The 24,346-nt window shown below is 68.3% G+C and carries 25 protein-coding genes; 8 read left to right on the forward strand and 17 right to left on the reverse strand.

The window, feature by feature from the left end; genetic code table 11:
- Positions 1-34 precede the first annotated feature (34 nt).
- The 13 genes from CFP71_RS40635 to CFP71_RS44480 all read right to left on the reverse strand — a co-directional run bounded on the left by CFP71_RS40635 (position 35) and on the right by CFP71_RS44480 (position 10,931).
- A complete protein-coding gene (locus tag CFP71_RS40635; RefSeq protein WP_093939213.1) occupies positions 35-808 on the reverse strand; it encodes an ATP/GTP-binding protein in 774 nt (257 codons plus the stop codon).
- Positions 805-1,329, reverse strand: coding sequence for a hypothetical protein (locus CFP71_RS40640; protein WP_093939214.1), 525 nt, complete (start codon positions 1,327-1,329; stop codon positions 805-807). The genes CFP71_RS40635 and CFP71_RS40640 overlap by 4 nt, the downstream gene beginning before the upstream one ends.
- Positions 1,326-2,345, reverse strand: a complete 1,020-nt coding sequence (locus tag CFP71_RS40645) for an AvrD family protein (RefSeq protein WP_167406456.1) — start codon at positions 2,343-2,345, stop codon at positions 1,326-1,328. Before CFP71_RS40645 ends, CFP71_RS40640 begins: the two co-directional genes overlap by 4 nt.
- A gap of 175 nt (positions 2,346-2,520) precedes the next feature.
- The gene (locus tag CFP71_RS40650; protein ID WP_093939216.1) at positions 2,521-2,763 is read right to left on the reverse strand and encodes a hypothetical protein; all 243 of its coding nucleotides are present in this window, start codon (positions 2,761-2,763) and stop codon (positions 2,521-2,523) included.
- Positions 2,764-2,874: 111 nt separating this feature from the next.
- Positions 2,875-3,489, reverse strand: coding sequence for a hypothetical protein (locus CFP71_RS40655; protein WP_093939217.1), 615 nt, complete (start codon positions 3,487-3,489; stop codon positions 2,875-2,877).
- A gap of 476 nt (positions 3,490-3,965) precedes the next feature.
- Entirely contained in the window at positions 3,966-4,652 is a 687-nt protein-coding gene (locus CFP71_RS40660; RefSeq protein ID WP_093939218.1) for a hypothetical protein, read from the reverse strand.
- Between the two features lie 38 nt (positions 4,653-4,690).
- On the reverse strand, positions 4,691-5,677 hold the full coding sequence (locus tag CFP71_RS40665; RefSeq protein ID WP_093939219.1) for a L,D-transpeptidase: 987 nt from the start codon (positions 5,675-5,677) through the stop codon (positions 4,691-4,693).
- A gap of 109 nt (positions 5,678-5,786) precedes the next feature.
- Positions 5,787-7,703: a S53 family peptidase gene (locus tag CFP71_RS40670; protein ID WP_093939220.1), complete on the reverse strand. Its 1,917-nt coding sequence runs from the start codon at positions 7,701-7,703 to the stop codon at positions 5,787-5,789.
- 350 nt (positions 7,704-8,053) lie between these two features.
- Positions 8,054-8,446, reverse strand: a complete 393-nt coding sequence (locus CFP71_RS40675) for a hypothetical protein (RefSeq protein ID WP_143267261.1) — start codon at positions 8,444-8,446, stop codon at positions 8,054-8,056.
- The gene (locus CFP71_RS40680) at positions 8,443-9,240 is read right to left on the reverse strand and encodes a hypothetical protein (RefSeq protein ID WP_093939222.1); all 798 of its coding nucleotides are present in this window, start codon (positions 9,238-9,240) and stop codon (positions 8,443-8,445) included. The genes CFP71_RS40675 and CFP71_RS40680 overlap by 4 nt, the downstream gene beginning before the upstream one ends.
- Before the next feature lie 62 nt (positions 9,241-9,302).
- Complete coding sequence (locus tag CFP71_RS40685; protein WP_093939223.1) at positions 9,303-9,614, reverse strand: hypothetical protein; 312 nt, start codon at positions 9,612-9,614, stop codon at positions 9,303-9,305.
- A gap of 68 nt (positions 9,615-9,682) precedes the next feature.
- On the reverse strand, positions 9,683-10,507 hold the full coding sequence (locus tag CFP71_RS44475; protein ID WP_167406457.1) for an alpha/beta fold hydrolase: 825 nt from the start codon (positions 10,505-10,507) through the stop codon (positions 9,683-9,685).
- 157 nt (positions 10,508-10,664) lie between these two features.
- The gene (locus CFP71_RS44480; RefSeq protein WP_167406458.1) at positions 10,665-10,931 is read right to left on the reverse strand and encodes a hypothetical protein; all 267 of its coding nucleotides are present in this window, start codon (positions 10,929-10,931) and stop codon (positions 10,665-10,667) included.
- Between the two features lie 428 nt (positions 10,932-11,359).
- Between CFP71_RS44480 and CFP71_RS40695 the strand changes: the two genes are divergently transcribed.
- On the forward strand, positions 11,360-12,097 hold the full coding sequence (locus tag CFP71_RS40695; protein ID WP_093939225.1) for a hypothetical protein: 738 nt from the start codon (positions 11,360-11,362) through the stop codon (positions 12,095-12,097).
- A 53-nt stretch (positions 12,098-12,150) separates the two neighbouring features.
- Here CFP71_RS40695 and CFP71_RS40700 read toward each other — a convergent pair whose 3' ends face one another.
- The 3 genes from CFP71_RS40700 to CFP71_RS40710 are packed head-to-tail and all read right to left on the reverse strand — an operon-like array spanning position 12,151 to position 14,367.
- Entirely contained in the window at positions 12,151-13,329 is a 1,179-nt protein-coding gene (locus CFP71_RS40700; protein ID WP_093939226.1) for an MAB_1171c family putative transporter, read from the reverse strand.
- Positions 13,330-13,336: 7 nt separating this feature from the next.
- Positions 13,337-13,915: a leucine-rich repeat domain-containing protein gene (locus CFP71_RS40705; RefSeq protein ID WP_093939227.1), complete on the reverse strand. Its 579-nt coding sequence runs from the start codon at positions 13,913-13,915 to the stop codon at positions 13,337-13,339.
- Positions 13,912-14,367 carry a helix-turn-helix domain-containing protein gene (locus CFP71_RS40710; RefSeq protein WP_244200019.1) on the reverse strand — a complete coding sequence of 152 codons (456 nt, stop codon included), beginning with the start codon at positions 14,365-14,367 and terminating at the stop codon, positions 13,912-13,914. The genes CFP71_RS40705 and CFP71_RS40710 overlap by 4 nt, the downstream gene beginning before the upstream one ends.
- Before the next feature lie 247 nt (positions 14,368-14,614).
- Here CFP71_RS40710 and CFP71_RS40715 point away from each other — a divergent pair, with 247 nt between their 5' ends.
- The 6 genes from CFP71_RS40715 (at position 14,615) to CFP71_RS40740 (ending at position 20,486) form a co-directional block, all read left to right on the forward strand.
- Complete coding sequence (locus CFP71_RS40715) at positions 14,615-15,169, forward strand: M48 family metallopeptidase (protein ID WP_093939229.1); 555 nt, start codon at positions 14,615-14,617, stop codon at positions 15,167-15,169.
- Between the two features lie 142 nt (positions 15,170-15,311).
- Entirely contained in the window at positions 15,312-16,325 is a 1,014-nt protein-coding gene (locus CFP71_RS40720; RefSeq protein WP_167406459.1) for a BMP family ABC transporter substrate-binding protein, read from the forward strand.
- Positions 16,322-17,791 (forward strand): ATP-binding cassette domain-containing protein, encoded by a 1,470-nt coding sequence (locus CFP71_RS40725; RefSeq protein WP_093939231.1) that lies wholly within the window; start codon positions 16,322-16,324, stop codon positions 17,789-17,791. Before CFP71_RS40720 ends, CFP71_RS40725 begins: the two co-directional genes overlap by 4 nt.
- The gene (locus tag CFP71_RS40730; protein ID WP_093939232.1) at positions 17,788-18,855 is read left to right on the forward strand and encodes an ABC transporter permease; all 1,068 of its coding nucleotides are present in this window, start codon (positions 17,788-17,790) and stop codon (positions 18,853-18,855) included. The genes CFP71_RS40725 and CFP71_RS40730 overlap by 4 nt, the downstream gene beginning before the upstream one ends.
- Entirely contained in the window at positions 18,848-19,864 is a 1,017-nt protein-coding gene (locus CFP71_RS40735) for an ABC transporter permease (RefSeq protein WP_093939233.1), read from the forward strand. Before CFP71_RS40730 ends, CFP71_RS40735 begins: the two co-directional genes overlap by 8 nt.
- Complete coding sequence (locus tag CFP71_RS40740; RefSeq protein ID WP_093939234.1) at positions 19,845-20,486, forward strand: class I SAM-dependent methyltransferase; 642 nt, start codon at positions 19,845-19,847, stop codon at positions 20,484-20,486. The genes CFP71_RS40735 and CFP71_RS40740 overlap by 20 nt, the downstream gene beginning before the upstream one ends.
- A 10-nt stretch (positions 20,487-20,496) precedes the next feature.
- Here the strand turns inward: CFP71_RS40740 and CFP71_RS40745 are convergent, their stop codons facing one another.
- Positions 20,497-22,791 carry an AAA family ATPase gene (locus CFP71_RS40745; protein WP_167406460.1) on the reverse strand — a complete coding sequence of 765 codons (2,295 nt, stop codon included), beginning with the start codon at positions 22,789-22,791 and terminating at the stop codon, positions 20,497-20,499.
- A gap of 261 nt (positions 22,792-23,052) precedes the next feature.
- Here CFP71_RS40745 and CFP71_RS40750 point away from each other — a divergent pair, with 261 nt between their 5' ends.
- Positions 23,053-24,309 (forward strand): MAB_1171c family putative transporter, encoded by a 1,257-nt coding sequence (locus tag CFP71_RS40750; protein WP_093939236.1) that lies wholly within the window; start codon positions 23,053-23,055, stop codon positions 24,307-24,309.
- Positions 24,310-24,346 lie beyond the last annotated feature (37 nt).

Consider the following 24,346-nt stretch of genomic DNA (forward strand, 5'->3'; position numbering starts at 1 on the left):
TGGAGATCGTCGTGGGGGTCATGAAAGGCTCCGATCAGTACCGCAGGGCGTAGGTGATCCGGCGGTACAGGGATTTACGGCGGCGGGCGTCGTGAACGCGCGCGTCGGCTTCGATGAGATCGGTCGCGGCGCGGACCCGATCCTGGGCTCGTACGATCGCTTCACCGATCGGCATGACCAGCGGCAGTTGATGGTGGTCGACGATCTGTGCCACTCGCTCCGCGATCGATCCCCGGACGATCAAGTACGGCAGGCCGAGTTCGTCGAGCGACTCCAATAGCAGCTGGTCGGACAGCAGCCGGAACTCCTCCGACACCGGGCGGTGCCCGTCCGCATGCATCGGGAACTCGACAGGCAGATGCACGTAAGCGTCGTAAAGTCGCCGGGCCCGGTCTTTGGTGAGGTCGCCGTAAATGTCCATATACTGCTGATAGAAGCGCCGGACGTGGAAGCCCGAGAGCGTCTTGAGCTGCCGTAGCCCCCAGCTGGCGCCGGGATTGATACCCACTCGCATCCGGGCTTCGCCGTACACCCATTCGTGCACGACCGACCCGTCGGAGACAAACCCTCCTGGGATCGACTCGTTCGCGACGCGTTCTTCGAACCGTCTCAGGCCGAGCTTGATCAGCTCCATCGCCGACAGTTCCTGGACTTGCTTTCCGGGAACCACGTCCGCGAGGATTTCGCGGGACGTCTTGGCGTGAGTGCGGGGGAGACCGGTCGCGAAGGCCATCGCCTCGGTCGTGGTGCTCTTGCCTGTCGAATAGGTGCCCGAAATGGCCAGGCGGAGGGGCTTAGTTGATGTCATGTCGACGCTCCGGAGAAAACGCGGCGAGCCGCGGGGATGAGGGCATGGATCGGTGGATGGCCAGCGTCCAGCCAGCGGGCAAACCGGACGTGCCCGTAGTCGCCGGCGACGGCAGGTTCGACGATCAACGGTGACCGCAACACCAGCGGTCGCGCCGGTCGGGCACCGGTTGCTTCGAAGAAGCGGCGGCCACGCTCACGAAGCTCGGGCGGAAGCCATCCCAAGAAGGGAATACGGAGTTCGCTGAGGTAGCCGGTGAAGTCCGCGAGCTTCACCAGGTCTTCCGGGGCGTCAATCAGCTCCTCAGTGAGCAAAGGCACGATCGTCGGCATCTCCGCGAGCACCACCAACAGCGGAGCACCACTCCCAACATGCTCGGCGATCTCTGCTTCCTGCTCACGAGTCGGCCACAGGCCGCTCGGGCGCCACCGCGCGGGACCGGTACGGATCCAGCTCAACCGGGCAGCGCCTTCGACGACGATGAGAAGGTCGTCCTGCCGCAGCGCAGGCCCGGTGGTCACTTCGCCTCCCGGCCGGTCGGAAGTTCGTGCGCGAGACGGAACTGAAACTGCAAACCGCTGAACAAGGCCCGCCACGACGAGGTTCTCCAGGTGCCGCCGGCGAAGGCCACCAACCCGGTTCGAGTAACCGAGGCTGAGGTACGAAACGGCATACCGAGCCGCTGGTGCGGCGGCGGGCCGACCACATCGATGTTGCGCAACCACAGGGTGTTGCTGTCGCCGCGGTCGATGTCGTCGAGGTCGTAGAGCAGGCTCTGCGCGAGCTGCGCGAGGACGATCATGCCGTCGATCAAGGTGATAGCTGGCTGATACCGTCCCGCGATGCCGCGCGGATGGATCTGATCGCCGGTGATACGCGCGGTGGCAGAGACCACCGTGTGGTTCTCGGCCACCAGGACGTCGCGCAACTCGTGGTCGCGGGTCTGGAACCCGCTGCCGAAATAGCGGCGGGCCGGGTCGCCGAGCGACTCCCCAGCGAGAAGTTCGCGGGGCCCACTGACCTGGGCATGAAGATCACGGGGATGCACGACCTCACACAGAGTCGCCAGCCCGCCCACATGACCCGTGAATCGGGTGACAGCCGCATCACTGTCGTTCTTGGTCACGACCCGCTGCGCTGCCATCGGCACATCGGCCAGCTGCTCCTGGGGTGACCGTCCAGCCTTGACGGTCAAACGCCGGATGGTCAAGTCCCGACGCTGCTCATCGGTGAGACCAAAAGTGGCGGTGAAGTACAAATCGGCGAGCTGGACGGCGAGTGCTGCTACGTCAAGGGAACTCACGTGCGGTGTCCGGTCAGGACCGGTGGCTTTCGAGGACCAGTCAATCGGATACTGCAACCGAGCATGTGCGGCGATCGAACTGTCGCGAGGGTCTAGGACCGCATCAGTGATCCGATGCGACACTCGCTTGAAGCCGTCGCCGAAGTAGCGATCGGCGCGGGGCCCGAGCTGATCGTCGATCGAGGCGAACCGACGCGGCGCCCGGCGTATGGCACTGGAAAATGCGTCGTGCACGTGAGCTGCTCCTTGTCGAGAAGGTGATGGAAAGTGGTGGTGGGGCCGGGCCAGAGGGAGGGGAATGACGTGGCCCGGCCCCGGTCCATCTACCGGTGGCGATACGGTGACTCGGATTCCGCTGAATCCGGGACACTCCGCTCCCGGGAAGCGGCTTGGGGCCGCTGGGTGTTCGCTACAGCTCGCGGCTGAGCGGGGTGATGGTCAGTTCGCGGCTGTCGGGCGCGCTGAACGTGATTCGGGTGCCATCCGGTGTGGCGCCAGTGGTTTCGACGCCGTGCAGGTACGACGCTGGGCCACTCGCAGTGCCCGGAGTGCCAGCGAGCGCGGTTCCGGTGGCGGCGAGGCCGGCGCCGGTGATGACCGCTCCCAGAAATAGACCGGCGACGGTGCGGCGGGTGAAAGTGCTGCTGGACATAACATGTCCTCCAAGATGTGTGAGGTGGAGCGGATGAACAGGGGGAGTACTCGGTCGTCACCGTTAATGCGGTAGCGAGCGCGGCCGCGTTGTGCATGACGGCGCGCCGGATCAGCAATGCGGGATCGCACGATCCGGCTGCGGGGTGACGTACTGCTGGGAGGTGTAGCCATAAAGCCAGCCACGACCGGTGTTCAGGGCGGTCCTGTACCACCAGGAGCCGCCCGCCTTCAGTTCGCACCAGAGCCAGACCCGGCCGTACCGCGGCAGGTATGCGAGCGTCGTGCCGGAGGGCGCCGAGGCGCGCAGGCGCACACCGCTGGAGCCGCCAGGGCTACCCGGGAACCACTGGTAGCCACCCTTCACCGACATTTCACCGGTGTTTCCAGGGGCAGGGGGTTGGGCGCCGCCGTTCGCGGGCCGGGTGAGCAGGTGCTTGGCCAGGGTGATCCCGCTGGTGGTCGATACGCGGAGGTTGACTGCGTTCGCGGCCTCGCCCTCGACGGCGGCCGCAGGGGCGACGCCGTCGGCCCAGCTGTGCCCAGGGTTCACGGCCAAGCCGGTGATACGGGTGCCGTCGGGCGCGTGACCGCCGAGGTAGGAGGTCGGCCCGGTCTGGGGCTGCTTGATTTGGCTGGGTGCGGCGTGGGCGAGACCGACGCCGCCAAGAGTGCTTACGGTCGCAGCGGCAGCCACGAGTCCGAGTTTGATTCGGCGAGAAAGCATGATTTTCTCCTCATGCGAATTCCAATGGATAAAACTTCGCAGAGTCGCCACCCTGTGCCCACGCAAGCCCTTTATGGCTTTCGAAAATTCATTCAGGAAAGGTTCTTGCGGCGGTGCGGTGATGCTCGGGTTCCCCAACCCGACCGCATCCGCAGAGGCTCAGTGCTGCTGCGACGTCCCCGCGATCAGCGCCTGTGTTTGCTGATGAGATCTACGATGCAGGGTGAACTTGAATTTAGTCAAGCTTTTCGGAAAAGTATTTCGAATTATTTTGTCTTGCAATTTTCGGGCATAACAATGGCCTATATGATCGAAGGTCAGTCGATATATGGAATGCTGTGCGTCTCCGAATAAGACCGAGTCCGTTCCGTACTTACTCAACAGCGACGCAGGGGAACAGGGGCGCCGCCGCGCCCGGCCTGGGTAACTGGCCGGAGGGGTCGGGGCGGCGCTGGTTAGCGCCGCCCCGGCGGGTATCAGCCGGTCACCGCGTGGTGTCCGGGACCCGGCTTGACCGGCTTGGCGTCCTTGTCCGGGGCCTTGCCTGTTCCCAGCTTGCCGGTGAGCTTGCCCGTGGGAGCAGGTTTGCCGGTCGGGCCGGGCTTGCCCGTGGGGCTGGGCTTGCCGGTCGGATCCGGTTTGCCGGTCGGCGGCTGCGTGTTCGGCGGGGTCGTGGCCTTGTCGCAGCTCACCCCGGCGGCGGACACGGTCTGGCTCACCTTGCCCTTGGCGTCGGAGATGGTGACCGTAACGCCGACGACGCTGGAACCGCCGCCCTTCCCCGGAACGACCTGGAAAAACTTCGTGCTCTGGGCGCCGCCGGAGAAGCTGACCTTCGTGACCCCCTGCTCGCATGTCGCGGTCACCGAGCCGAGCGCCTTCCCACCGACGGTCAGGCTCCCGACGGTCGCCTTGGCGTAGCCGGGCCGGGACTCCGCCGAGATCCCGGACGCGGAGAACGACGTGCCGGAGACGGATCCGCTGTTGGCGGACCTGTTGTCGATGCCGGAGGCCTTGACGCCGTAGGCGGAGGATCCCGCGGCCGCGGCGGGAGCCGCGGTGGTGGAGGCGGCGACACCGAGGACGCCTGCGGCGAGGACGCCGCCGACTCCGGCGGCGACGAGCGCCCGGCGGGTGGAGGATCGATCGAGAGTGTGGACCACGTGGTCCCCCCTTGGATGAGTGAAATCGATTCGAGTGGTCACGCGATCTCCACGACGCTGCCCAGGGGCACGGTCCGGGAGATCACGTCGAGTGCGTCCGGCGGAACGCGGACACAGCCGTCTGAGGAGGCCCGGCCGAACACCGTCGCGGTGGGCCAGGTGTGGATGCCGACGGTCCCCGGACCGCCGCCATAGCTGGAAAAAGTGTCCGAGTGCGACCCGAGCGGCAGCACGATCGGGGAGAACGGCTTCGGGTTGGTGTCCAAAATGGACGACAGGACGAATGTCCGGCCAGCTGGGGTGATCGCGCCGGGCTTCCCGACGCCGACCGTCCACGTCCTGAGCTGGGTGTCCTGGTCGAACAGTGCCAGCGTGAACCGGGAGCGGTCGACGACGACGCGGTACCTGCTGTGCTCGGTGCTGATGGCGGGGTCGTCGAGGAAGACCCAGCCCGTGGAACTGTTGGGACGGCTGGGAAGCAGCACCTGCGCCCAGCCCGGTTCCTCCGCGACCACGGGCACCTTCGTGTCGGTAGTGAGGCCGCCGAACGTCTGCTGCGGCGGGAGAGCGGCGATCGCCGGGCCGCCGGGCCGCGCGTAGAGCGGCACGGTCGTCGCGGGGTGGACGATCCGGCCCGAGGCGCGCGTGGCCGGGGCCGGATCTTGCGGAGCGCCGAGGACGGTGTCGAACGTTGTGGCGCGGGGGAGACCCGCGAGTGCCTGCTCGCTGACTTCCAGCGGTGCCACGATCTGCTCGCCGTCCGGGACGGGCGCGCCGGACGGAACGTCCACAACGGTGGCGACTGTGGCGGTCGATGGTCCAGCCGTGACGCTGATCGCGATGCCCAGGGCGATGACGACGGCGACCAGGCCGGCGATCACGGCCAGGCCGGTCCGGCGGTTCCGCGCGCTCGGGGGCGGCTCCGTCGAGCCGCTCTTCCCGGGTGGGGTACTCGGGCCGAGCGGAACGTCCTGCTCGGGTCCGGCCTGATCGTGGCGCTGGTCCTGGCCGCCGTCGTCCTTCATCGGAAACCTCCTTTCTCCTGGGTTGGTCAGTGGGGTCGGGTGCAGCGGCGGCGCGACAGCGCGTGATCCACGAACGGACGGTAGGCGCCGCCGCCGCACGGGGCCGGAGCTACTTGGCGAGCGCGGCGGCGAACCCCGCGGCCGGGGTGCCGACGCCGGTCAGCGGGTCCCACCCGGGGCCGCTCTGCAGCGACTGGGGCTTGGTGTCGAGATCGACGAGATAGCTGCCCCGGCCGGGCGGAACCGACACTCCGCCATAGGCCAGGAGCTGGTCGGTCCAGACCCCGCCGGTGCGGTGCTTGACGTCCGCGATCGCCGAGGTGCCCGCGAGGTCATAGATCGCCGGGTTCACGAACCCGATCCGGTCGGTCCCGGCGGCCTGCGCGGCGGTGGCGATCATCCCGGCCAGCAGCGGCGAGGCCAGGCTCGTGCCACCCGAGGCGTATTCGAAGTACCCCTGACCCGGAACCGTCGAGCCCACACCAAAACCCGTATAGGCGTCGGCCAGCGCGGCGATGTCGGGAACCGCGCGGCGGGCACCGGACACCTTGCCCGCCTGGTACTCCGGCCGCTCGTACACCCGGGACACACCGCCCCCGGCTCCACCGGCGAAGGGCCCGTCCTTGTCCTGGGTCGGGACATAGCCGTTGCCGGACTGGACCAGGCCGGTGGAGGTCCAGCCGGTCTCCCACATGCGCTTGTTCGCGCCGTCGACCGCAGCGGAGGTCCCGCCCGCAGCGGTCACCCACGGGTGCGAGGCAGGGAAGGTCGCCGAGGGCTTGCCCGCGACACCGGACAGGTCACCGGCGTCGCCACTGGAGAACAAGATCGTCTGGCCCTGGATCGCGGCCTGGACGCCGATGGTGTCCATCGCCTGTCGGCTCGAGGGCGGCACCGCCGTCTCGTCACCGTTGTAGCCCCAGGAGTTGGTGATGATGCCGACCGCGTTGTCCGCGACCGCTTTGTTGAGCGCGGTGTAAAGGCCGCGGCAGTCGGCGCCCGCGTAGTAGGTGATCCGCGCGGCCGGGGCGACGGTGTGCGCGGCCTGCACGTCGAGGGCCTGCTCACCGGCCCAGCCATCTGGTTCACAGGCCGGGTCCGGGTTGAAGCCACCGTCGGGCAACTTGACCGTGTACTGGCCGGCCGCCAATGGGGGCGCGCCGAATTTCGCGGCGGCCCGGTTGGCGTCGGCGAAGGTGCTTTCGGCGTTGTAGGCGGCGACTATCCCGATGTTCGTTCCGGCGCCGGTCTGCGCCGGGGTCAATCCGTACAGGCCCCTCGTCTGCGCGGAGTTGTAGCCGCAGAGCGCGTTGGACTGGTCGCTGTACTTCTGCGGCACGCCGGTGTTGACGGTCTGGCCCCAGTAGGCCGCGCAACCGGCGCCACCGGCGGCCTGCGCCGCCGGAGCGCGGCGGTCCACCCGCTGCGGGGTAATCGTCTTCTCCGAGTCGTCCAGCCCCAGGACCGCGGTCACCGCGGCACGCACCGAGGAGGGCAGCGTGATCGCGGACTCCGGAGCGACCAGCTTCTGGAGCTTCCCGTGCTTACCGCGGTGCTGGAACGTCGCGAGCTTGGTCCCGAAGGCCTTCTCCAGCGTCGCGGTGTCGGCGGTGGCCTCGACGAAGTGTCGGTTGGTCGAGACCCCGGTGATCCGCACCCCTTGCCGCTCCAGCCAGCCGCGGACCTCCTCAACGGTCCGGTCCGTCGCAGCGAACCGGTCCGCGAACTCATCGGCGCTCAGCGTCTTGCGGTAGGAGGCCGAGCCCGGTGTGCTGATCGCCTTCGCCAGCCGTTCCGCCCCCGGCTGGTCGCGCAGGGCCAGCGCCACCTGGATGTGGCGCTGGGCGCCGTCGTCGGTGCCGCCGACCTTGGCGGCCGGTGTGGCCCAAGCCGGTGTACTGCCCAGGACGGCGACCCGGTCGCCGTCCTGATCGTTCGCGGCGATCGCTGGCGTCGTGGCTGCGATCCCCGCGAGTGCCGCGCATCCGGCGATCACGCTGATCGCGCGAGATGGTCGTACTTGCATTGGTGCCCCCGTTACTCGGTTGGCTCATGAAGAACACATCAGGATTTGCGCGCAGCGTCGATCAATTCATCAATGGAAAGAGAACATCGATTCGATGAAGCGTGAGATCGGCTTCCGTTCCGCTTCCCGCGTGACTGCACGCGTTCCGATGTGCCGCCAGCGTCTCCGCTGCTGGCTTCGCGAACTGGGGTTATCAGTTCGAGACCCACTCTGCATATCGGAGTGGCGTTCTGTCAACCAATTCTAGAAAGAATATTTCCGTTTCCTTGCATGGTGAATTGTGCGCGCGACGATGCGCCCGTGAGCTAAACGGCGCACGGGATCAGGAATTGTCTAACGAGTTGTTTTTTCTATCGGATCGGGTTTGGTTCCACCTTCTCCGCGACGAACGGAATTCCTGACCCGCACACGGTCGCGGAGCCGAGCGGGTCGAGGGTGTAGCCGGTGATGCGGACACGTTCCTGCGCAGGACCGCCTTCGAACACGGCGCGTTCGTGATCGGTCGCGACCTGCCCGACCAGCCGTAGTGTCTGGCCGTGGTCGGTCACCATCGCCGCGCACCCGACGTGGTCGGTGCGCCACGTGGCCGTGCCGTCGATGACGACCTGCGGGCCCTTCTGCTCGGCCGGGGCGGGTTCCACCCAGCTCGTGATGGTGTGCGGCGGGGACGGACCGCCGCCACAGGCCGCCACTGTCGCGGCGGCCGCCGCGAGTGTGAGGGCCACGGTGCGCCGAGAGCTCATGACCGGTCGCCGGGCCGCTCGTGGGAGGCGGCGAGGACGTCGTGCGCGACCAGGATCAGCGAGTTCGGTTCCTGCATCCGCGTCAGCAGCGGAGTCAGCACGGCGTGTGCCCGCGCGGCGCTGACGTTCCGCCCCAGCAACCAGACTTCCCTGGCCTGGTCGCCGCAGCGCCGGACCGCGTAGATCTCGCCGGTGCGCCCGATGTGCCCCACCGACCAGCAGCCGGCGCGCGCGAGGGGCATCTCGATCGGATCGTCGTTCTCGCGCCGCCACAGGTCGCCGTAAACCTCGCCTCCGATGGTGCCTGCCAGCCCGTCCGGCGCCGCGTCGCGGCGGCTGTCGGCCAGGAAGTAGGAGACGTCCTCGAACACGGCCACTCCGGGCGGGACGTCGGGGGAGCGCGCCCATCCGGCCGCCGCCTCCGCGAGAAGCCCCTCGTCCGGGGCCATCGCGATCACGAAGGACCGGAGAAGTCGCTTCAGCTCAACGACTTCCGCGTGGATCCTGCTCGCGTTGAGGTAGGCCAGGCGGGCCGTCTCGATCTCGGCTCGGACTTCGGCCCGGCGGACGCGGGCGAACCAGGTTTTGCCCAGGCTCACCAGAAGACGGCGGAGACGCGCGTATTCGGCGCTGTCGGCGGCGGCCCGTCCGGCCGCACGCTGTTCCACGTCCCGCAGGTGGGCGTCCATCCGCAGGATGTCGGCCGCGACGTCGGCGGTGGGCTGCTCCTGCTCGAGCAGCAACGTCGCGACTGGGGACGGCACCGCCGCGCTGCGTTCCGCCAGGTGTAGCACCAATCCGCTCCTCTCTGCCGTGGCTTCCCACCACGGCTCCGCCGTCGCGGGCTGGGCGCCGGTCATGCCGCTGCCGCCGCCATGGTCGCGGGCCGGCGCGCGGCCGTCCCGGGCACTCCGGGCCGCGGTGGCGACGAGGTGGGGGCGAACCAGTAGTTGGTGGTGCCCGGATCGATCGCGTAGGTGGCGAACACGCTGTATCCGGCCGTGCGCATCGTGGTGATCAGCTCGTCGTGGGTGCTGGTGTGCAGGAACCCGGTGAATCGTGGTGTCGCGCGCGGGTCGTGCGGCTGGCGGGCGACGTGGGCCCACCCGGATTCCTTGTCCCGGACGAGAACGAGCAGCGGGGCGGCGGGCGGGACGGAGTCGGTCATTGTGATCCTCCTCGGGGTGTGGCGCGGTCGCCGGGGATGGGGGAGGGCGGTGGCATTGGGCGTGGTGGTCATGCTGCGTCCGAGCTGTCGGGCTGGGCATGGTCGGCGAGATGGGAACGGATCAGCCCGGCGACGTAGGCGTGGTCCCGGCGATGCGCGAGGTGCCCGTGCTGTCGCATGCGGACCAGCCGGTTGGCCGGAAGGGTTTCCGCGAGTGCGAGTGTGGAGTCGCGATTGGGGTGCGGGGCTGTGCGTTCGCCGAGCAGCAGCATCGTCGGCACGGCGATCGCGGCATAGGCTTCCGGTGTCCACACGAGACGGTCGGCGACCTCGATTTCAGGCAGCAGCGCGGGAACCTGGTTTTGTAACCACGTGTTGCGGGCCTGCTGTTCGGCGAGCTCCGGGGTGAAACCGGCGACGTCACGCAGGTAGATGTGCAGCGCGGCGGCGTTGTCCCCGGCCGCGGACGCGGCGGCGATCGGGGTGAGCCGGTCGCCGACGATCGGACCGCCGACAGTCAAGGGCGGCTCGTATAGCACGGCGGCGGCGATCGGCAGCGCCGGTGCCCGCAGTAGCGCCCGCAGGGCGATCAACGCGCCGTAGGAGTGCCCGACGATCCGGGCGGGCCCGTCCGCGAGGCCGAGCACCGCGGCGAGGTCGTCGATCTCCCGCTCCAGCGAATAGTCCTCGCCGGTGTCGGCCCGTCGGCGGTGCGGGAGCCAGCATCGATAGCCTCGCCGCGCGAGTGAGGAGGCGACGGGCAGCCAGCTCGCCGCGCTGTCCATCCCGCCGTGGAGGATGACCACGTCGGGCCCGTCCCCGACGCGGTTGACCACGATCGGTGTGCCGTCCGCGCTGGCGACCGTGTGCCTGTCGATCTGGAACGAGTGCATGGCTCTCCCCTTCGTGACGCTGGCGGTCCTGGCCGCCGCCCGCGGTGCGGACGTCAGCGAGGGCGATCGAGCGGGTGTGGGTGCGCGGCAGCTATCGCCGCCGCGCACCCACGGGGAAGGGGGGGTGGCTCGATCTCGTAGGTGGGCGGGCGCTACCTCAGTCGAGGGAAGCAGCGCCCGCCAGGAAGGTGCCGCACGGAGTGACCTCCGTGCGGCACGATGGTTCTGTGGTGGCGTCCGGTCCGGGCACCGGCGCCGGTACCCGGACCAGATCGCCAGCCGCCGGGTTGGTGACGGCGGCGCGCAGGTCTGCCTCGGCCATGGGCTGGTACCGGCGGGCGTCATGCCCGCTGGGACCGGTGAGCCCGTCACGGCGAGGCCCCGCTGTCGCGGCCCGGCGCATGATCCCCATCTGTGTGCCCATCGGTCGTTCCCCCCTTCCCACGGTCCCCTGTCCCCACAGGCGGCTGACCTGCGTCGATACCTTTCGGAACTGCGCAACGACCCCGCTGAAAGTACGGAATCCGCGTTCGTGTCCGGCTTCGACATGACGAGCATATGAGCCAAGGTAGGAAAGTCAACTGGATCCGTGTTCTGCTACCTGCCGGGCGGGCTCGATGTTGACAAAAATCTGACAAACTTATGTGGCTATCGCTGTAAAATCGCAGGTAGAAGCTTGATCGGTTGCCTGTCTTGTTTCACTGGAACTCGACACAAGTTTCTGCGGAAGCCTCGACTCAGTTAGCATCTGCACTTGCAGACAGCCGTCCGGGAACCCGGCGGCGGCCTGCTACTGGGGATGAGTGTGCGGCGCCGCGAGGCGCCGACTGTGATGGCTGGAGCTGAGGCGCGGTGGCGGACGACGAACGCGGGGATCCGAACGGCAATCTTTCGCAGAAGTTGCAGTACATCCGCCGGACACAGCGAGGATTGGGCAACCGGATCCTGCCCTACGAGGAGATCGCGAAGGGTGTCACGAAGGCCACCGGGCGGCGATGCGGCGAGGACTACATCGAGAAGCTGTTCACGGGCCAGCGGACCCGGCATCCAGATCAGGAACGGCTTGAGGCTATTCTCGCGCAGTTCGACAAGACGCTGGCCGATCTGGAAGACCGTGGGGATCCCGAAGGAACCTTCGGCCAGCGGCTCCAGCACCTGCGATATCAGTACGGCCAGGAACACCTCAACGGCAAGCTCCCGACCCCGGAGCAAATCGCGGAGCACGTTCGCAAGTACACGAAGCGGAGTTGCACGGAAGAGTACATCCGCATGCTGCTCAAGGACCGTGATCCCCAAGGGCTCGCGAAGGACAAACTCGAAGCCCTCGCGGACTACTTCGGCGTGTCGGCGGCGTTCTTCTTCGACGACGAGCAGTCCCGCGCCGACCAGGAGAAGCTCGCGGCACAGCGCGAGTTTCTCGACGCGCTCCAGGAGTGGCAGAACGTCTTCGGCGATTTACAAGGGGTTGCGCTCCGCAAACCCGACACAGGCCGGGCTCCGGAGCCTGCTGACCTGCGGGACATGGCGGCCCACATCCGCGCCTCTGTCAAGTCCGCGCAGGGGGACGGAACCGATCCCGGGATCCGCTGAGACAGATCCCGGACGCCTGCGAAGGCCCTGTTCCCCACCGGCCGTCATCGTGACTACCGCGTCGATTCCGTCTCGAGCATCGCCCGGGAGGCCTGGTCGGCGAGGGGAGAGCGGAACGCGCGCGACAGCGTGGCCTGGAACAGGATTTCCTCGGCTTGGCCGTCCGGGTCCGCGATGCGGCTGGCGGGGTCCAAGGGCCCGGGGGTGACCCCGTTGGCTTTGGCGGTGATCGCGGTTCTCAGCTGCGCGGCCTCGATCACCGCGGCCCGCTTCTCCGGGCTCAGCCGCTCACCGTCGACGACGCGCGTCGCGGCCGCGGTCGCAGCGGGGCTCACCCACGCAGAGAGGGAACGCTGCGCGTCCCGGATCTCCACGGTGTGACGGGTGATCCGGAAGCCGGCGTCACTGGCGTCGTCCTCGAGCCGACTGGCGACCTGGGGAACCGCGGACACGAGCGCGGTATGCAGTGCGGCCAGTTCCCGTTCGATCGCCGGCCGCCGTAGTCGGACCCAGGCGGTGGAGAGATACGGCCCGAGGTCGGGCAGGAACCAGCCGACGGTGTAGAGGATCGATCCCAGCCCGAGTGCGGCGACCGCGACCGGCTCCCAGGCGGCTCCGGAGATATCAAACAGCAGCGGGGCGAGGATGTCCGCGACCCGGCCGACGATGTAGATCAACTGCAGCAGCGTCGCCGCGACGATGACCCGGAACGCGCGGCGGACCCACATCGTCGGTGCGGCGCGGATCGCGCGGCGGGCGAGGCGGCGTACGTCGTACTGGCCGACGGCGAACGCGGTGATGTACACGGCGAGGTAGGCGGGGGAGGAGATCGCGCGGGACACGGCGAACGCGGCGCGATCATCGGTGTAGGAGGCGTTGAACAGCACGACCATGGCGATGACGACGGCGATGACCAGGGCGAGCCGCGGGGCGACCCGGCGCCACGCCTCCTTGCGGTCATAGCCGTAGTGCAGGAGGACGATGGTGTTGCAGGCGATGATCGCGATGACCGAGATCTGCGCCAGCAGCCCGCCGAGGGAGCTGATCCCGACGGCGTCCGCGATCGGGTGCCACAGCCACGGTGTGACCAGCCCCCACCCGAGAACGATGAACAGGAAGATCCCGGCCAGGCCCACGTTGGCGAGGTTGCGGTCGGTGACGGCCTTGCGGATGCGGTAGAGCAGGGCGAGGAGGGAGATTCCCGCGCACAGCGGGTACACGATCGTGGTCACCGGCCGGTCAGCTCCGCTGGGTGAACAGCATGGACAGGCGCTCAGCGAGGGCGAGGATGCCCGGGTCGCCGCTCATCCGGCTCGTCAGGTCCGCGGTCCAGCGCGTCCGGCTCGCGAGCACGGTCCCGAGGTACTCGGCCTGTCGCTCCGCCGGCGTATCCGAGTGATCCCGGCCGAGGACACCCTGGACCATGCTCGGGTTCAGCGCCGGCCACAGAGACCTGATCGCATCGAGGTCGATGACCGGGCCCGACTGGTGACCACAGAGGACATGTGCGATTTCGTGCCGGACGACCGCCGCTTGATGGTCGGGTGCGGCCCGCTTCTCGAACGCGATGTAGTCGGCGCCTTTGCTGGTCGACAACCACATTCCCGTGACCTGGTCCGGCAATTTCATCGGCACGAGCTGGATCTCACGGCCGAGCATGTCGCCTGCTCGCAGGCACAGGTCCGGCAGACCGATCCTGGTGAACCTGGGCAGCCGGAGACGTGCCAGCCTGTCCTGCGCGTCCTTGTGCAGGGTTCCAGGCGCAGTGGCCGCTCCGATGTGGTGCTCCATGACACTCCAGCGATAGAAATCCGTCACGACCGGGAAGATCCGTCGGGAGTGCCGGCTTGTTTCGCCGCCACCCATAGTCCCAGCTGCTGGAGGACTCCATTGATGTCCACTGAGGACACGTCGGCGTCCGGGTCCGCGCGATACGCTACCGAGGTAACCCCTAGTTCCCTCCTGGCCTCGGCGGTGTCTTCTACTGACTCCCATTGCTTATTGACCTGGTCAAACACCTGTTCGTCGAACAGGTAAGCCAGCGTGTTGATGCCCAGACCGCAGGTGATCTTGATCAATGTTTCCAGGTTCGGGTTCGCGCTGCCCGCCTCAATCTCCGCGAGGGTCCGCCTGGACACCCCTGTCGCCTCGGAGAGCGCGGATTGATTCTGGAGGAGGCCATTCGGGTGATTGGTTCGGGCATACCTCAGCCGGCGTCCCACGTCGGATTTCGCAGCCTGTAGCAGCGCATCCATCGGCGATTCGGACATCTCGATCACTCCCCCCACAGTGATGTGCACTGTACTGCACAATGTGCAGTTCGTTGCACACTATGCCCCACTCGGGTTATCGTCGCCCAACATAACGGGATTAACGGGAACTCTTCACGGGGCGTCACATCGCGGACGGGGCCGCCGACGTTCTCCAGAAGGTAGAGCCGCTCACCAGCGGCTTCTCTCGCGTGGCCACCGTCACGCTGGAAGTCCCCGTACCTATGGCAATGGGGAGGTTGCTGTAGTGGATGGCGAGATGCGGCGTATCACGGCGAAGTGCAGGGCAGCGCTGCACTCCCTGAACCTGCCTGAGCGATTCACGGTAGGCCAGCTGCTGGCCGCGACCAGTGAGAAGACCGGGCGCGAGGTCATGGTGCAGGAAGCAGACCTGTCGGGGTCGGCGCCGTTCGGGATGGTGCTGGAAACGGCCACCACGTACATGATCTTCTATCCGCGGAACACCACCAGGCTGCACCAGGGGCACATCATCCTCCACGAGGACGCCCACGTGCTGATGCACCTGTCAGAGGACACGGGCGCCGGTCCCTCGCACGGCAGTGGCTTCGAGGCCGTGGTCCGGACGCTCATGCCCGACCTGCACCCGGACCTGGAACCGCGAGTCCGGGGCCGCACCACGTACGAGGACGCGCAGGAGCGCGAGGCCGAGCAATTCGCGACCATGGTGCAGGCCAGGTTGATCGCACCGGTCCTTCAGCAGCGGGCCGACGAGGAGTTCCCCGCCGGCTTGCGGGCGCTGTTCGATGTTCCGAGTCGAGGCATTGAGGTGCCCAGTTCCTGACGTCCTCAGGACGTTCCTTTCGCGAGAAGTTTCTCCGAGCGCCGCCGCGGTGTATGCCCGCGGCGGCTTGTTTCGGGTTTCGGTGAAACACGGCCATCTCTGGCACAGTCTGGTCCAGCATCAGTGGGGAGAAGAAAAGATCATGCGATTCAAAACAGCGACGGCTGTTGTGGGTGCGCTGCTCATGGTGGCAACGGCCGCCGGATGCGGCACACCCGCCGAGCAAGCCTCAGGCACCGGCACCACTCGTGTGGCGATCGTGCTCGGCGGCCAGGCCAATGACGGTGGCTTCAATCAGAGCGGCGCGGATCCGCTCGACGTGCTGGCCAAGGAAGGCAAGATCGTCACCCAGGTCCGCCAAGGCGCCGATCAGCGCCAGGCCGAGGCCTACTTCCAGCAATTCGCCTCCGAGGGCTACGACCTGGTGATCGGCTGGTCTGCGACGTTCTCGGCCTCGCTGTACAAGATCAGCGCGGATCCCAAATACGCCAAGACGAAGTTCCTGATCACCGGCGACTCCGGAGACAAGCAGAAGACCTCCGCGAACGTGGAGACCTGGAACTACGACAACCTCTCCTACGGCTACCTCCTCGGGTGGATCGCCGCGCACGCACAGCTATCACCGATCGGCATCGTCGACGGCGAGCCGCTGCCCGCGCAGAAGAAGAAGTGGCAGGGTTTCGCGCTCGGGGTGAAAGCGATCCAGCCGAACGCCGAGGTCCGTGAGCCGGTGTTCATCGGATCCTGGAAGGACGCGCTGCTGGCCAATCAGGCCGCCACAACGCAGATCGGCAGCGGTGTGCGCATGATCGCCACCAACGCCGAGGGTTTCGCGCCCGGCATCGCCTCCGCGGCCGCGGCCGCGGGCAATGTGGCCACGATCGGCATGGCGCCCACCACCAGCCCGGAGGCCACGAAGGTCAACATCGGCCGGGTGAAGCTCGACATGCTCGCGCTGATGCGGCAGATCATCGACCGTGTCAAGAACGGCACTTTTGGCAACCAGACCTCGACCAGCTCGATCGCGAACCGGTCGCTGATCCTGGACAAGATCACGACGGTCGCGGCGACACCGGCGCTGCCGGGCGACCTGCAGAACCGGGCACAGGATCTCGCACAGCAGATCGCCGACGGCAAGGTCAAGATCGGCTCGTGAGCCCCGCTCTCTCCCTGCGCCGCGTGGACCGCAGGTTCGGCACCGTCCAGGCTCTGCTGGGGGTGGACCTGGACTTCGAGCCTGGCCAGGTGCACGCGGTGCTTGGGGAGAACGGCGCGGGCAAGTCCACCGCGATCCGGATCCTCGCCGGCCTCGACCAGCCGGACTCCGGCAGCGTCGAACTGGCCGGGAGCCCGGTCCGGCTGCGGACCCGCGATTCCGCGGTCCGGCGCGGGATCGGGCTGATACCGCAAACCGGCAGCCTGCTCGGCGAACTCACCTTGATCGAGAACCTCGCGCTGACCCAGCCACGCCAGCTGATCCGCCGTCGCCACGTCGGCGAGACCCTGGAGGCCGCGGCCGCCTCGTCCGGGCTCACCATCGACGTGGACACGCCCGTGCGGCGGCTGGGCCGCGCGCAGCAACAGCTCGGCGAGCTGGCCATCATGGTCGCCCAAGGCGCCCGGATCCTGTTGCTGGACGAGCCGACATCCGTGCTCGACGCCGACGAGATCCATGGCCTGCACCGTCAGCTACGTGTGTTCGCCGACACGGGGATCACGGTTGTGCTGATCACCCACAGGTTGCACGAGGTCCGCGCCGTCGCCGACGCCGCCACGGTGCTCTCGCACGGCACCGTGGCGTGGACGGGAAGAGTCGCCGACGTCGACGACGTGACCCTGGCACGGTCGATGGTCGGTGACCTGCCCGAAAGTGCGCCACCGCCCCGGCAACCGATCATCGACGATGCCGACCCCGCTCTGGTCCTGGACCGGGTCTGGGCCGCGACCGACGATCTCGCACCGGTCCGGGACGTCACGGTACGCGTGCGGCCCGGGGAGGTCGTCGCCGTCGTGGGCACCGCGGGCAGCGGTCAACGTACGCTCGCCGAGGTGGCGGCCGGAGTCGTGACGCCGGAACGCGGCGCTCGCCGGGTCACGGGGAGGGCCTCCTATATTCCCGAGCGGCGCTCCGACGCGCTGCTGTCCGGCCTGCCGGTGAAGTGGTCCGCTGTCCTGCCGCGTCTAAAAGATGGGCGCTTCACCCGCTTCGGCATGGTGCGCGAGGACGCCGTCGACGAGTTCGCCCGCGACCTGCTCGGCCGCTTCGACGTCCGCCCGCCGAATCCGGACCTGCCCGCCGGTGCGCTCTCGGGCGGCAACGCGCAGAAACTCGTCATGGGCAGGGAGCTCGACACCGCACCGGCGGTCGCGGTCGTGCACGCTCCTACCCAGGGGCTGGACTTGCTTGCCGCGCAACGGATCCGGGACCTGATCCTCACGACCGCGGCCGCGGGGGCCGCGGTGCTGCTGATCTCCGCCGACCACGAGGAAGCCCGCGCGCTCGCCGACCGGGTCCTGGTGCTGCGCGACGGCCGGATCGTCGGCGAGCACACCGCGGCCGACTACGACCACGCCGTGCACCGCCTGGTCGACGTCCCGCTGCACGAGGACGGCCCGGCATGACCCGGCTACGGATCCCGCCCGCCGGCCGGACCAGGCTCGTCGCCGTCGGTGCCGCGTGCGTGATCGGCGGCTTCGCCGTGGTGGCCGGGATTCTCGCGCTGACCGGCGGCGACCTCGCGGTCACCCTCTCCGGCTGGGGCTACGGCGCGGCCGGAACCCCCTACGCGATCAGCCAGACCGTCGCCTACGCGGCACCGCTGATCCTCATCGCACTCGGGGCGACCCCGGCGCTGCGAGCCGGGGTCATCGTCGTCGGCGCCGAAGGACAAGTGATCGCCGGAGCGATCGCGTCGACGGCCGTCGCGTTCTCCCCGCTGGGAAACCTGCCCATGGCGCTGGCGCTCCCGGTCGGCGCGCTGGCGGGAGTCCTGGGCGGCGCGGCGTGGGCGATGATCCCCGCGATCCCGCTGCTACGGTGGCGGGTCAGCGAGATCCTCACCGCGCTAATGGCCAACTACCTCGCCGTGCACCTGCTGACCTATCTGTTGCGGACAGTGATGCGCGACCCCGAGGGACACTCGACACCCCGCAGTGCCGAACTGCCCGCACCGTCACAGATTCCGCTCCTGCCGACCGCGGGCAGGCTCACCGCCGGGGTCATCGTCGTGGGACTGCTGGTACTCGTGGGCGTCTGGTGGCATCGCACCCGGTCCGCCCGGGCGCTCGACGTGTTCGCCGAGAGCCGCTGGCTCGCCGGGCGCCTGGAACTGACCCCGGCCCGCGCGATCCTGGGGACGGGCGCCGTCTCCGGCGCGGCCGCAGGGCTCGCCGGATGGATGCAGGTCGCCGGGGTCGACGGGAACCTCACCCCTGGCGTCGCCGGCGGAATCGGCTTCACCGGCCTGGTGGTGGCCGTGATCGGCGCGAGCCGCCCCGTTCCCATCGTCGCCGCAGGGCTGATTATGGCCTCGCTGACCACCGGCGCGAGCGGGATCCAGCTCTACTCACCGTCCACACCGTCCTCGATCGGGCAGGTGACCCAAGGAGTTCTGCTGCTCGCGATAGCACTCGCGCTCGCCGTGGCACAGCGGCACCGGGCACGCCGGAGGGCCGCCGATGGCTGAGTTCCTGACGTTGCTGCTCGGCGCCGCGTTCGTCGCGGCCGCGCCGCTAATCCTGGCCGGGCTGGGCGAGATGGTCCTCGAGCGCAGCGGCGCCGGATTCAATCTGGGCCTGGAAGGCATCATGCTGGTCGGCGCGCTGGCCGGGGTGCTCGGCTCGGCGGCCGCCGGACCGTGGATCGGGTTGCTGACCGGGCTCGCGGCCGGTGTCGCGGGCGGGCTGCTGTACGCGGTGAGCGTGGCGCTCGGGCTCGACGTCGTCCTGACCGGCATCGCCATCTCCATCGTCGGCGCCGGTGTATCAACCTATGCGTTCGAGGTCATCGCGCCGGCGGGCCGCACGAACATCTCGGCTCCGCTGCTGCCGAGGCTGTCCGTGCCGGGCCTGGCGGAACTGCCCGTGATCGGGCCGCCCCTGCGGGAGCTGAGCGTCGGGATGTGGCTGGCGATCGCCGTCGCGATCGTCGCGGCGTGGGCACTGAGGTCCACCCGGGCAGGACTGCGGCTGCGGTCGGCGGCCGAGCACGACACCGCAGTCCAGCGCGGGATCGCGGTCGCCCGCTACCGGTTGGTAGCCGCGCTCATCGCCGGCGGGCTCGCCGGGGCCGCCGGGACCGTGCTCGCGGTCAGCACGATCGGGACGTTCACCCCGGGCATGACCGGCGGGCGAGGCTTCCTGGTCCTCGCGGTGGTCATCATCGGCCGCCAGCGGCCCGGCGGTGTCGTCGCCGGGGCCGCGCTGTTCGCGGTCATGGACGGTCTCGCGCTGCTCGCGCAGACCCGGGACCTCGGGCTCCCCACCGAGGCCTACCACGCACTGCCGTACCTGACCGCGCTGATCGTGCTCTGCGCCCACGCCCGCTGGCTACACCGCCGGGGCGCCACGACAATCAGCGACGGCCCCGGCATGACCAGATCATCCGTCCCACCCGGTGCCGGTGTTCCCTCACCGGGCACGATTGATTCCCCTCCTCACCCGAAAGGTGTCTTCCATGGCCGACCGGATTCCTGAGACCGCGGAGCAGCTCTACAACGCCCTGGGTCAGGACTACGAAGACGCGTTCGGGCACCAGCCCGCCCTCGGAGCCACCCTGCAGCACCTGCTCGACCTGCTGCCACGCCCGGCGACGATCCTCGACGTCGGATCCGGGACCGGCGCGCTGGTCGCGTTGACCTGCACCCAGGCCGGGCACTACGTGACCGGCTGCGACGTCTCGGACACCATGATCACACTGTCGCGGGCCCGGGTGCCGACGGCGCGGTTCATCAAGAAGGACATGCGCGACCTGACGTTCGACGACGGCAGCTGGGACGTGGTCCTGGCCTTCTTCTCGATGCTGCAGCTCCCGCGCACGGACCAGGACGCAATGATCTCCCGGTTCGCGCAGTGGGTCGCCCCCGGCGGCTACGTCGTCCTGGCGACAGTGCCCCGGGACAACCCGGGCCGGGTCGGAGAGTGGATGGGGCACTGGGTACAGACCTTCAGTTACCCGGTCGACGTTCTGCGGCAACGGATCGAGGACACCGGGTTGGAGATCGTGCGGGAGGACCTCGTGGACTTCATCCCTGCTACTGACCAGGCGCATCCCGAGCCGCAGGTTTACTTCACCGCCCGGAAACCACCCGCGCCCTGAGGACCGGCGCTCACTCGTCGGATGTGAGGGTGGCCCAATCGGCCTGGAGTGCCGAGACCTTGCGCAGATCCAGCTCGCGAAGCCGGAACAGCGCGCTGCGGTACGCCTCCTTGGCCGCCGCGTGCTCTCCGAGCTCGAAGAGCACGAGAGCTTTCTCCCCGAGCGCTTCGGCGAACCCCTGCGGATCGCTGGTCGTCTTGTAGGCCTCCTGTGCCTGCTCGCAGTAGCGCAGTGCGGCGTCGAGATTTCCGGCGAGCCTGTGGGTGCGGGCTAGGGGCACGGCCGCGAAGGCCACGCCGTGCAGATCGTCAGCCCGTACCAGCATCTCCACTGCGCAGGTGCCGTGCTCGATCGCGAGATCGAACCGGGCGAGCTCGCGATAGGCGGAGCCCAGGTGCGTTCGGGACAAGGTCTCTCCAATAAACGCCCCGGCGGCCTGCGCCACGGCGACGCCCTTTTCGCACCACCGCGCGGACTCCGCGTAGTTCCCCCGCTCGAACTCGATATTGCCCATCTCCACGTACGCGAACGCGACGAACCGATTCGGTTCCAGATCCTGGCACACCTCGATGGCGCGTTCGTCGAGCCGCCAGGCGCGCTCGAGGTCCGGAGCGCTCCCGCGTCGCAGGTAGCCCTCGGCGAGTTCTTCGGCGGCCTGGGCGATTCGTAGTGGTTCACCGGATGTCTCGGCGGCCGCGTAGGCAAGCTCGTGTCCCTCGATCCACGCCGACACCGGGCGGCTATGGATGTAGAAATCGAAGAACTCCACTGGGATCCGCCATGCAGGAAATAGCAAACCCCGCTTGGAGGCCATTTCCGCGATGCCCGCGATCGTCGGCAATTCCTGCTGACACCACTTGTAGGCATCATCGAACGACTTGAACTGTGGCGGCTCGATCCCGTCCGGTGGCGGTGGAAGATGGATGTGATGGTCGGGTCGTTTCGGGGTGATGCGCCAGGATGCTGCGTTGGCGGCGTAGAGATACCACTGCACCACGCGGTCGGCGGCGGTCTCCCGTTCGTCGGTCCACTCGGGACGGTGTGCTTCCTCGGCCGCGAAGACCCGGAGCAGGTCGTGCAGCCGGAAGGTATGCAACGCGACCTGCTCCAGCAGTGAGTACTGCACCAGTTGCTCCAGCAGGCGATTCGCCTCGCCGCTCGGGACCCCGATCAGCGCGCCGGCGGAGGCCGAGCTGAACTGCTGGCCAGGGTGCAGCCCGCACAGCCGGAACGCCTGGGCTTGCGACGCGTTGAGGCGACTGTAGGAGTAGCCAAAGGCCGCGCGGACGCCGCTGTCGACGTCGTCCTCGACCTGTAGTTCCAGGGCCTGGTTGGCCAGATTGTCCACGTGCTGGCTGATGGTCAGCGTTTCGTTGGAGGCGACCTGTTCGGCGCCGATCGTCAGGGCTAGCGGCAGCATCCCGCACAGGGTCGCCAGGCGCGCGGCCGCGTCAGGTTCGGCATCGACCCGCTCGTCACCGACGAAGCTGCGGATCAGCGAGATCGCGTCGAACTTGCCCATGGACCCGAGATTGATGCCTTCCGCTTTCGAGGACATCACCAGTCCTCCGAGCCATACCCGGCTGGCTACCAGAACTGAGGCGTTGCGTGTTCCGGGAAGGACCTGGCTGACCTGGCTGGAGTTCTTCGCGTTGTCCAGCACGATGAGCACCCGTTTGTCGGACATGTCCAGCGCCCGCAGATGCCCTTGGAGCAGCGCCAGGCGCATCTCGTCGGCGCTCGGGAGGCGGGTGTCGTCGACCCCCAGGCCGCGCAGCAGTGCCTCGAGGATGTCCCCGGCCTGGGAAGGTGCCCGCGGGCCGAATCCGTGCAGGTCTGCGTACAGCACCAGCTGGAACTTCTTTTCATGCGTGTTGGCCCATTGGCGCAGCACGGCGGACTTGCCCACACCTGGCGGCCCGGAGACGAAAGTGACCGTTGACCGGTCCGGACGCGCTTTGTCGATCAGCTCGGTGGTGAGCTCTGCGAGAGCGTCCTTGCGGCCGACGAAATGCGGGGTCGCCGGGGGAAGCCCGGCGTAGGGTTCGGCCCGGGCCGCGGTCGCCAGGCTGATGAGCACACCGTCGGCGCCCAGTGCCTGGTCGATGAGGACCGCGCCCTCCATCGTGGGCTTTTGCTTACCGGTCTCCATCCGGCCGAGCATGCTGTAGCTGTAGCCCACCTTCATGGCGTCCAGCTCGCGCAAGGTTAGCCCGCGCTTCCTTCGCCAGAACTTCTGCGCTTTGCCGTATTGCTCGGCGGCCGTGGGGGGCTTGGAGCCCTCGCGGTCGGAGTTTGCCGGCATTCCGCCCCTTCTTCCGTCTGACCTTTCATGATCGTGCCACACATCGACGTCGGTCAGCGGGGAAATGAACGATGTCCACATCAGACCGCACACGGGGAGACGCGGGCAGGTCGTCGACGGTGCTTACGCGGGCGGCGACCGCCACGCTTGTTTCATCGAGCTCGAAACAGCAGGTACTAGCCCAGCGGCGCAGGGTGACACCAGACTCGTGGTCGGGGATGGGAGATCACATGAACGCTGACGACGCTCGCGAGGCTGCGAGTGAATGACGTGCTCAGCTACAGCGGTGCGCTGCTCGCGAGCGCCGCCGCCGTGACGAAGTACCTGGCCGCACGAGACTCCGGCCGTCCCCGGACTCGGGCGCGGCAATTCCTGATCTTCGGCCTGCTGCTGCTCGCCGCCGCGCTGACGCTCGGAGCCCCCGCCACGGCCCGCTTGGCCCTCCGGTACGAGGCTGTGCCGAACCTGGCACGGCTGGTGGGGGACGTGGTGGCGATGGGGGCCGCGAACTGCCTGCTCGCGCTGTCGACGATGGCTCCCGGCCGGGATCCGCACCCGCATCGCCGGATCACCGGCCACACCGCGGTGTTCCTGGCGGGCGCGCTGGCGATGGCGCTTCTGCTCGACGCCGCGAACACCGCGCCGACCACAGCGTTCGTCTCGACCTACGGTGGGGAGCCGCTCATCGACATGTACCTGGCCGTCTACGCCGGGTACCTGACCTGGGCAATGGCGACGTTTCACCGGCTCGGGCACCGCTACTTCCACGCGCCGTCGACCACGATCATCGCCCGCACAGGCTTCCGGCTGACGCAGCTCGGGCTGACCTGCGGCTATCTGTGGCTGCTGACCCGGGCGATCGATGTCCTCGCCCTGCACACCGGCTGGCCGATCGGCGCGCCCCTGATCGGCGCCACCGTGCTGCCCGGGCTCTGCGCCGCGCTCGTGGCTCTCGGGGTGTCCTTCCCGGAGTGGATGCCACCGCTGCTACGGACCCGAGCCGCGAGGTGTCTGCTCCGGCCGATAGCCCATCTCCGGGTCATGGTGGCACTGGCCCTGGTCAGCATGCTGTGGCGCCCCCTGGTCCGCGCCGTCCCGGGTGTCGTCGTCAACGTCACCGTCTGTGGCCGGACGACGATGCTGTATCGCAGGGTCATCGAGATCCGGGACGTCCAGCTGCGCCTGGCGCCCTATGTCCACCCAGACGCCCAGCTCGTCGCCGCCGCTCGATCACGTCGAGAACCCGCCCACGAGCACAGCCTCGCGCTCTGCGAAGCCGCAGCCCTGGCGACCGGTCTCGACGCCTTCCGCGCTCAGCAGCGGCGCCCGCACCCGGAATCCCCGAGAGTCGACTACGTCAACCACGACAGGATCGGGGCCACCCCGTTCGACGAAGCCCGCCACCTGGCGACGGTCGCAGTGGCGTTCCGGTTCAGCCGCACCATCCGCCACGTGCGCCGCTCCCTGCGTCCGCGCCCCGAGCGCTCCACCACCACACTCGCCCCCTGCCGGTCATGACAGCCGCTCGCACCCGGCAGCAGTTCCGTGCACTGCG

The organism is Amycolatopsis thailandensis, from assembly GCF_002234405.1.
GTDB classification, from domain to species: domain Bacteria; phylum Actinomycetota; class Actinomycetes; order Mycobacteriales; family Pseudonocardiaceae; genus Amycolatopsis; species Amycolatopsis thailandensis.